Genomic DNA, 3,494 nt, shown 5'->3' on the forward strand with positions numbered 1-3,494 from the left:
TTTTTTGCGTAAACGGGTCAAGTCCCGCAATTCTCGAATTGGCGCGGGTGGCACAAAACTCTTTTCAATCAGTCCATAACGCAATAATTTAGCGATCCATTCCGCATCGGATACATCCGTTTTTCTCCCTGGGACATTCTTGATTCGCTGAGCGTTGGCCAAGGTAATGTCAAAGTAGTCCTCTAAAATGTTAAAGACCGGTTTCCAGTAAACCCCCGTACTCTCCATCGCTAGATGAGTGATTTCTCGATCCTCGAGCCATTTCAGGAGGCGAAACAAGTCTTTGGTAAACGTCGAAAACGTTTCGATCTCCTTTTGAATGTGGTCTTCTTCTCCCCAAAGCGCACAAACGACAATCGTTTTGGCATGAACATCTAAACCTGCGCAACGATGATAAAGCACATCCATGATCCGGACTCCTTCCATTGATGAATTCGCAAACAGTGAGTCCACTTGTTCGTTAGGCATTTTTCTGTTCGTAGTCACCTTTTCCAAATRAAAAGGGCTTACAATGGGTGGAACACCAAATGGACTCAAACAGTTTTTTGTACAGGGTCGAACCACCATTAAAAAGCACGTCTTTCCAAACTGTTTGCGTTCATCCTCCATTATGGAAGGAGGGTGGGGAGTAAAATTTACTCATGGATGTTTTTTGTTTTTAATTCAAATAAATACTTGAATAATAAAAGAAATGGGGTATAATATATTCAAACGGAAATTTGAATATGAAAGGGGGATAATGAATGAGTAAGAAAGATACATGTGAAATTTATTGTTATGACGAAGAAAAAGTCAATCGAATACAAGGGGAATTGCAAAAAGAAGATATATCCAGTGTTGTCCTGTTGTTTAAAGCACTGGCAGATGAAAATAGGGCAAAAATTGTCTATTCACTTTGCCAAGATAAAGAGTTATGTGTATGTGATATTGCCAATATCATTGGGGCTTCTGTTGCAACCACTTCCCATCATTTACGCACCCTTTATAAACAAGGGATTGTAAAGTATCGAAAAGAAGGAAAGCTAGCATTTTATTCGCTGGATGATGACCATATTAAGCAGTTAATCATGATTGCGTTAGTACATGAGAAAGAGGTGAAAGTCTGTGTCTGAACAACAAGCAAAATTATCTAAATCAGAAGCGAAAACCTACCGTGTTCAAGGATTTACTTGTGCAAACTGTGCGGCAAAGTTTGAAAATAATGTAAAATCATTGCCCGGTGTTCAAGATGCTAAAGTAAACTTTGGAGCATCTAAAATTACCGTTTGGGGTACAACAACCATCGAAGAATTAGAAAAAGCAGGAGCTTTTGAAAACTTAAAGGTTCGGGAAGATAAAGAAAAATCAGTCAAGCGTGAACCTTTTTGGAAGCAAAAAGAGAACATTAAAGTGTATATTTCCGCCGTTTTGCTTGTGATCAGTTGGTTTTTAGGGAAGCAATACGGAGAAGAGCATATCTTTGCGACAATTGGATATGCTGCAGCAATTTTAATCGGTGGATATTCGTTATTTATAAAAGGTTTCAAAAACCTAGTTCGATTGAATTTTGATATGAATACGCTGATGACAGTGGCGATTTTAGGAGCTGCAGCGATTGGTGAATGGGGAGAAGGTGCAACGGTTGTTATTCTATTCGCCATTAGCGAAGCCTTAGAGCGTTATTCCATGGATAAAGCTCGTCAATCCATTGAATCGTTGATGGATATTGCTCCAAAAGAAGCATTAATTCGTCGCGGAAATGAAGAAATGATGGTCCCTGTTGACGATATTCAAGTCGGAGATATTATGATTGTAAAGCCTGGTCAGAAATTAGCGATGGATGGAATCGTCATCAAGGGTACATCTACGCTAAATCAGGCTGCCATTACGGGAGAAAGTGTTCCAGTAACCAAAACAGTCGGTGATGAAGTCTTTGCAGGAACATTGAATGAAGAAGGGTTATTGGAAGTAAAAGTGACAAAACGAGTGGAAGATACAACTCTTTCGAAAATCATCCATTTAGTGGAAGAAGCTCAAGCAGAACGAGCACCTTCTCAAGCGTTTGTAGATCGTTTTGCCAAATACTATACACCAGCCATTATCATTTTTGCTCTTTTACTAGCCGTTATTCCTCCATTATTTATGGGTGCTGATTGGAGCGAATGGATTTATCGAGGTCTAGCTGTATTAGTGGTTGGTTGTCCGTGTGCGTTGGTTATTTCCACGCCTGTTTCGATTGTAACTGCCATTGGAAATGCAGCGAAAAACGGTGTGTTAATTAAAGGTGGTATTTATTTAGAGGAAGCAGGAAACTTAAAAGTGATTGCTTTTGATAAAACAGGAACATTAACAAAAGGTATTCCTTCCGTCACCGATGTAGTCACTTATAATGGCAATGAAAATGAACTAATGACCATTACAGCAGCCATTGAAAAAGGCTCACAACATCCACTTGCTTCCGCCATTATAAGAAAAGCAGAAGAAGATGGATTGAATTTTAATGATGTATCGGTTGAAGAATTCCAATCCATTACAGGTAAAGGGGTCAAAGCCAAAGTAAACAACGAAATGTATTATGTCGGAAGTCCAGGTCTTTTTGAAGAACTTCTTCCAAATGGCATCCAATCAGAAATAAAAGAACAAATTACAACCCTTCAAACACAAGGGAAAACGGTCATGGCGTTAGGAACGGAAAAAGAAATTCTGGCGTTAATTGCCGTGGCAGACGAAATAAGAGAATCATCCAAAGAGGTTATTCGAAAACTTCATCAAGTCGGTATTGAAAAAACGGTAATGTTGACAGGGGATAACCAAAGAACAGCCGAAGCCATCGGAAAACAAGTCGGCGTTTCCGATATTAAAGCCGATTTACTTCCAGAAGATAAACTGAATTTCATCAAAGAGCTTCGCGACAAGTATCGAAGTGTTGCGATGGTTGGAGATGGTGTGAACGATGCACCAGCTCTTGCAGCTTCAACCGTTGGTGTGGCGATGGGCGGTGCTGGAACCGATACAGCCCTAGAAACAGCCGATATTGCCTTAATGTCTGATGATTTAAGCAAATTGCCATATACGATTAAATTGAGCCGCAAAGCTTTAGCGATTATTAAGCAAAACATTACTTTCTCTTTAGGGATTAAGGCATTGGCATTACTGTTAATTGTGCCTGGTTGGTTAACGCTATGGTTAGCGATATTTGCCGATATGGGAGCAACATTAATCGTAACATTAAACAGCATGCGATTGCTAAAAGTTAAAGAATAGGCTCTTCACCACAAGTTGTACTTGATCATTTAAGGTAGGTGTGCATAGAGGGTACAAAAAATGCGAATTTTCCTGTATGGTAAAGGTGACCAAACCGAACCATGGAGGGAAATTCGCATGTACTCTCAGTTTATCAAAGAACTCATCGATTGACCAGATGTTTTGATTCAAAAGGTGCGAAAAGAAGGGGAACGTTGGATTTTCGAACTTTCTCTACCCGAACAATGCCCGTTATGTCCTGTCTGCTTGAA

At 39.8% G+C, this 3,494-nt stretch carries 3 protein-coding genes and 1 pseudogene; 3 read left to right on the forward strand and 1 reads right to left on the reverse strand.

Annotated elements, in window-relative coordinates:
- Positions 1-408: IS110 family transposase (locus tag CV945_RS16595; protein ID WP_157807568.1), on the reverse strand; the 408-nt coding region annotated here is incomplete at its 3' end.
- Positions 409-743: 335 nt separating this feature from the next.
- Between CV945_RS16595 and CV945_RS16600 the strand changes: the two genes are divergently transcribed.
- The 3 genes and pseudogenes from CV945_RS16600 to CV945_RS17710 form a co-directional block, all read left to right on the forward strand.
- Positions 744-1,112 carry an ArsR/SmtB family transcription factor gene (locus CV945_RS16600; RefSeq protein ID WP_033011423.1) on the forward strand — a complete coding sequence of 123 codons (369 nt, stop codon included), beginning with the start codon at positions 744-746 and terminating at the stop codon, positions 1,110-1,112.
- Positions 1,105-3,243, forward strand: a complete 2,139-nt coding sequence (locus CV945_RS16605) for a heavy metal translocating P-type ATPase (protein WP_100660182.1) — start codon at positions 1,105-1,107, stop codon at positions 3,241-3,243. The genes CV945_RS16600 and CV945_RS16605 overlap by 8 nt, the downstream gene beginning before the upstream one ends.
- 117 nt (positions 3,244-3,360) lie before the next feature.
- Positions 3,361-3,494: pseudogene (locus CV945_RS17710) on the forward strand (ISL3 family transposase); the annotation flags it as partial.

Origin of the sequence: Geobacillus sp. Manikaran-105, assembly GCF_002809955.1 — a bacterium.
GTDB lineage: Bacteria > Bacillota > Bacilli > Bacillales > Anoxybacillaceae > Geobacillus > Geobacillus thermophilus.